Origin of the sequence: Kineococcus glutinatus, assembly GCF_039542765.1 — a bacterium.
In the GTDB taxonomy this organism is placed as follows: domain Bacteria; phylum Actinomycetota; class Actinomycetes; order Actinomycetales; family Kineococcaceae; genus Kineococcus_A; species Kineococcus_A glutinatus.
The window spans coordinates 1-5,216 of sequence record NZ_BAABIL010000392.1 but is presented as its reverse complement, the minus strand read 5'-3'; the positions used below and the strand labels follow the sequence as shown (position 1 = coordinate 5,216).

At 76.1% G+C, this 5,216-nt stretch carries 6 protein-coding genes; all 6 read right to left on the bottom strand.

Annotated features, from left to right (window positions below):
• Window positions 1–177: 177 nt before the first annotated feature.
• On the bottom strand, window positions 178–1,389 hold the full coding sequence (metK, locus tag ABEB16_RS14400; protein ID WP_345712928.1) for a methionine adenosyltransferase: 1,212 nt from the start codon (window positions 1,387–1,389) through the stop codon (window positions 178–180).
• Entirely contained in the window at window positions 1,386–2,690 is a 1,305-nt protein-coding gene (gene coaBC / locus ABEB16_RS14395) for a bifunctional phosphopantothenoylcysteine decarboxylase/phosphopantothenate--cysteine ligase CoaBC (RefSeq protein ID WP_345712927.1), read from the bottom strand. Before coaBC ends, metK begins: the two co-directional genes overlap by 4 nt.
• Window positions 2,687–2,950: a DNA-directed RNA polymerase subunit omega gene (gene rpoZ / locus ABEB16_RS14390; protein WP_345712926.1), complete on the bottom strand. Its 264-nt coding sequence runs from the start codon at window positions 2,948–2,950 to the stop codon at window positions 2,687–2,689. Before rpoZ ends, coaBC begins: the two co-directional genes overlap by 4 nt.
• Window positions 2,951–3,040: 90 nt before the next feature.
• Window positions 3,041–3,607, bottom strand: coding sequence for a guanylate kinase (gene gmk / locus ABEB16_RS14385; RefSeq protein ID WP_345712925.1), 567 nt, complete (start codon window positions 3,605–3,607; stop codon window positions 3,041–3,043).
• 23 nt (window positions 3,608–3,630) lie between these two features.
• Window positions 3,631–3,960 (bottom strand): integration host factor, actinobacterial type, encoded by a 330-nt coding sequence (mihF, locus tag ABEB16_RS14380; RefSeq protein ID WP_345712924.1) that lies wholly within the window; start codon window positions 3,958–3,960, stop codon window positions 3,631–3,633.
• 206 nt (window positions 3,961–4,166) lie between these two features.
• A complete protein-coding gene (locus ABEB16_RS14375; protein ID WP_345712923.1) occupies window positions 4,167–5,216 on the bottom strand; it encodes an ABC transporter ATP-binding protein in 1,050 nt (349 codons plus the stop codon).

The window sequence follows — 5,216 nt, the reverse complement described above, 5'->3', positions numbered from 1 at the left end:
ACGGGGTCGACCTCGGCGAGGGCGGTGGAGCGGGCCGTGCCGCGGGCGCGCACGCGCCGGCCGGGGGCCGTGGTGACGGCTCCGGCGGGCGCAGTGTCGCTGTCGGGCACCCCCGCAGTCAACCAGCAGCCCCCGACGTCCCGCCCCGCCCCGTGCGGGGCGGGGGCGCACCCGCGCTCAGAGGCCGGCGACCTCGCGCAGGGCGTCCACGCGGTCGGTGCGCTCCCAGGTGAAGTCCGGCAGCGCGCGCCCGAAGTGCCCGTAGGCGGAGGTCTGGGCGTAGATCGGCCGCAGCAGGTCCAGGTCGCGCACGATGGCCGCCGGGCGCAGGTCGAAGACCTCCCGCACGGCGCGGCCGACGGCGGTGCGGGGCACCGCCTCGGTGCCGAAGGTCTCCACGTACAGGCCGACGGGGTGCGCCTTGCCGATGGCGTAGGCCACCTGCACCTCGCAGCGGCTCGCCAGGTCGGCGGCCACGACGTTCTTGGCCACCCAGCGCATCGCGTAGGCCGCGGAGCGGTCCACCTTGGAGGGGTCCTTGCCGGAGAAGGCGCCGCCGCCGTGGCGGGCCATGCCCCCGTAGGTGTCCACGATGATCTTGCGGCCGGTGAGGCCGGCGTCGCCCATCGGGCCGCCGATCTCGAAGCGGCCCGTGGGGTTGACGAGCAGCCGGATGTCGGAGGTGTCCAGCGCCAGGTCCTCCAGCACGGGCTCCACGACGAGGCGGCGCACGTCCGGGGTCAGCTTGGTGACGAGGTCCACGTCGGCCTCGTGCTGGGTGGACAGCACGACGGTGTCCAGCCGCACGGGGCGGTCGTCCTCGTAGCCGATGGTGACCTGCGTCTTGCCGTCGGGGCGCAGGTAGGGGATCTCGCCCTTCTTGCGGGCCTCGGACAGCCGCTGCGAGAGCCGGTGCGCCAGCCAGATGGGCAGCGGCATGAGCTCGGGGGTGTCGTCGCAGGCGTAGCCGAACATCAGCCCCTGGTCGCCGGCGCCCTGCGCGTCGAGGGGGTCGCCGCCGGCGCCGGACTGCCGCTGCTCCCACGCCTCGTCGACGCCCTGGGCGATGTCCGGCGACTGCGAGCCGATGGAGACCTCCACGCCGCAGGTGCGCCCGTCGAAGCCCTTGGCGGAGGAGTCGTAGCCGATGCCCAGCAGGGTCTGGCGCACGATCGTGGGGATGTCGGCGTAGGCGTCGGTGGTGACCTCGCCGGCGACGTGCACGAGGCCGGTGGTGACCATCGTCTCCACCGCCACCCGGCTGCGCGGGTCCTGGCGCAGCAGCTCGTCGAGGATGCCGTCGCTGATCTGGTCGCAGATCTTGTCCGGGTGGCCCTCGGTGACGGACTCCGAGGTGAACAGCCGCTCGGACGTCGGGAGAGTGCTCACGCGGGGGCTCCAGTCTCGGGGGACGGCACGGCGGGTGGTCCGGCGGGTGGTCCGGCAGGTGGTGCGGGCCGCGCCGCCAGCATAGGCACCACGGCGTCGAGGACGGCCTCGGCCACCACGTCCTTGCTCGTCTCGGCGACCTCCCGCTCGCCGCCGTCGGCGCCGAGGACGACGACCGCGTTGGTGGCGGTGCCGAAGCCGCGCTGCTCCCCGACCTCGTTGACGACGAGCAGGTCGCAGCCCTTGCGCGCCAGCTTGGCGCGCCCGTGCGCCAGGACGTCGCCGGTCTCGTCGCCGGTCTCGGCGGCGAAGCCGACCAGCACCGGGCGCGCACCCGCGCCGCCGCGGCGGGTGCGGACGAGCTCGGCGAGCACGTCGGGGGTGCGCTCCAGCTCCACGACGGGCACCTCGGAGGCGTCGTCCGACTTCTTGATCTTGGTGTCGCTGCGGGCGCGGGGGGCGAAGTCGGCGACGGCGGCGGCCATCACCACGGCGTCGGCCCCCTCGGCGGCGGCCAGCACCGCCTCGCGCAGCTGCGCCGCCGTGCCCACCCGCACCAGCCGGTCCACCGGGGGCAGCTGCACCTCCACGTGGGCGGCCACCAGCGTGACGTCGACGCCGCGGGCGGCGGCCGCGGCGGCGATGGCGTCGCCCTGCCGGCCGGAGGAGCGGTTGCCGAGGAAGCGTACCGGGTCCAGCGGTTCGCGGGTGCCGCCGGCGCTGACCACGACGCGGCACCCGGCCAGGTCCCGCCCGCGCACCCCGGCGCCCAGCAGGCGGCGGCAGGCGGCGGCGATGAACTCCGGTTCCGGCAGCCGCCCGGGGCCGGAGTCGGCACCGGTGAGCCGGCCGGTGGCGGGGTCCAGCACGACCACGCCGCGCGAGCGCAGCGTGGCGACGTTGGCCTGCGTCGCGGGGTGCAGCCACATCTCGGTGTGCATCGCGGGCGCCAGCAGCACCGGGCAGGTGGCGGTGAGCAGCACGTTGGTGAGCAGGTCGTCGGCCAGCCCGTGCGCGGCGCGCGCCAGCAGGTCGGCGGTGGCCGGGGCCACGACGACGAGGTCGGCCTCGCGGCCCAGCCGCACGTGCGGCACGTCGGCCACCGACGTCCACACGTCCTCGGCGACGGGGTGGCCCGACAGCGCCTCCCAGGTGGCGCGCCCGACGAAGCGCTCGGCGGCGGCGGTGGGGACGACGCGGACCTCGTGCCCGCTCTCCGTCAGCTCGCGCAGCAGGAGGGCGGCCTTGTAGGCGGCGATGCCCCCCGCGACGCCGAGGACGACGCGGGGGCGCCCGCTCACTGCTCGATCGGCTCCGCGGTCAGCAGGCCCTCGTTGATCTCGCGCAGCGCCACCGACAGCGGCTTCTCCTGCACGTGGGTCTCCACGAGGGGGCCGACGTACTCCAGCAGCCCCTCGCCGAGCTGGGAGTAGTAGGCGTTGACCTGGCGGGCGCGCTTGGCGGCGTAGATGACGAGGGCGTACTTGGAGTCCGCCTTGTCGAGCAGCTCGTCGATGGGCGGGTTGGTGATGCCCTCGGGCGAGGCGACGGTTCCTGCCACGGGTGGAGCTCCTCACGGGTCGGGGGCCGAGCGGCTGGGCTCGGGGGCTGCACGCCCGCGGCGGCCGGAGCGCGCCGCGGGCGGCGGGGTTCAGTCGCTGCGGACGGGCAGACCCATCCACGATACAAGCTCGTCGGTGGCGCGGCGCACGTCGTCGTTGACGATGGTCACGTCGAACTCCGGCTCCGCGGCCAGCTCGCGCCGGGCGGTGGCCAGGCGGCGCTCGCGCTCGGCCTCGTCCTCGGTGCCGCGGCCCACGAGCCGGCGCACGAGCTCCTCCCAGCTGGGGGGTGCGAGGAAGACGAAGCCCGCCTCGGGCATCGCCGCGCGCACCTGGCGGGCGCCGGCGAGGTCGATCTCCAGCAGGGCCGGGCGCCCGGAGGCCAGCACCTCCTGCACGGCGGCGCGCGGGGTGCCGTAGCGGTGGCGGCCGTGCACCTGCGCCCACTCCAGCAGCTCGCCGCGCTCGACGAGGCCGTCGAAGGTGTCCTCGCCGACGAAGTGGTAGTGGACGCCGTCCACCTCGCCGGGGCGGCGGGCGCGGGTGGTGGCCGAGACGGAGATCCAGATCTCGGGGTAGCGGCGGCGCAGGTCGGCCGAGACGGTGCCCTTGCCGACCGCGGTGGGGCCGGCGAGGACGGTCAGGCGGTGCGGCACGGGGGCGCCCGCGGACCGGCCGGTCAGGAGCCGGCCCCCGCGGTGCCGAAGCGCTCCACGAGCGCGGCGATCTGGTGGGCGCCGAGGCCGCGCACGCGGCGCGACTCGGAGATGCCGATCTCGGCCATGATCTGCCGGGCCCGGACCTTGCCGACGTTGGGCAGGGACTCCAGGAGCGCGGAGACCTTCATCTTGCCGACGACCTCGTCCTCCTGGCCCTGCTTGATGACCTCGTCGAGCGAGCCACCGGCGTACTTCAGCCGGTTCTTCACCTGCGCCCGCTCACGACGAGCGGCGGCCGCCTTCTCCAGTGCGGCGGCGCGCTGTTCGGCGGTCAGGGGCGGTAGTGCCACGGGTCACCTCGGGATCGTTCTCGGCAGCGGTCCGGCGGCACCGCGGTGGCCCCGGGTCGTCGCGGGCCTCGCGTGCGGGACCGCCGCAACCTAGCGAGTCCGCTTCGGGGGCAGCAACGGCAGGGGGTGCGTGTCGCGGGGCCGTGACCTGCGCCTCTGGCGCCGCGGCGCCCGCCGGCTGGTGCGGGCAGGCGCCGCGGCGCCCGTCAGCGGGTGCGCGCCAGCGCTCCGGCGGCGATCTCCTCGGCCCAGTGGCAGGCGACCCGGCTGGCCCCCACCTGCCGCAGCGGTGGGCGCTCGTCGCCGCAGCGGGTGGGCTGCCGCCACGGGCAGCGGGTCTGGAAGCGGCAGCCCGGCGGTGGCGCGGCGGGGCTGGGCAGGTCGCCGGTGAGCAGGATCCGCTCCCGGCGCGCCTCCACCTCCGGGTCGGGCACCGGCGCCGCCGACAGCAGCGCCCGGGTGTAGGGGTGCAGCGGGTCCGCGTACAGCCGTGCGGTGGCGGCCTCCTCGACGATGCCGCCGAGGTACATGACGCCCACGGTGCGGCTCATGTGCCGCACGACGGCCAGGTCGTGGGCGATGACGAGGTAGGTGAGCCCCAGGTCGGCCTGCAGCTCCTCCAGCAGGGTGATGACCTGCGCCTGCACCGACACGTCGAGGGCGGAGACCGGCTCGTCGGCCACCACGAGCGAGGGGCCCAGCACGAGGGCGCGGGCGATGCCGATGCGCTGGCGCTGGCCGCCGGAGAACTCGTGCGGGTACTTCGCGGCCGCCGCCGCCGGCAGCCCCACCCGCTCCAGGAGCTCCTCCACCCGCGCCCGCCACGCCACCGGCCCGCCCGGCACGGCGTGCACGCGCATCGGCTCGGTGAGGGCGGAACCCACGCTCTGGCGGGGGTCGAGGCTGGCCAGGGGGTCCTGGAACACCATCTGCATCCGCGATCTGGCCCGACGCAGCTCCGGCGCCCGCAGCGCCCGCACGTCGGTGCCGTCCAGGTGCACGGTGCCGGCGGTGGGCTCGGTGAGGCGCAGCACGGCCCGCCCCAGGGTGGACTTGCCGCAGCCGGACTCCCCCACGAGGCCGTAGGTGGTGCCGCGCGGCACGTCGAGGTCCACCCCGTCGACGGCCTTGACGTGCCCGACGGTGCGGGCCAGCAGCGCGCCGCGGCGGACCGGGTAGTGCACCTGCAGCCCGCGCACCGACAGCAGCGGCCCGCCGTCACCGGGGTCCCGCACGTCCAGCACCGGGGCGCTCAC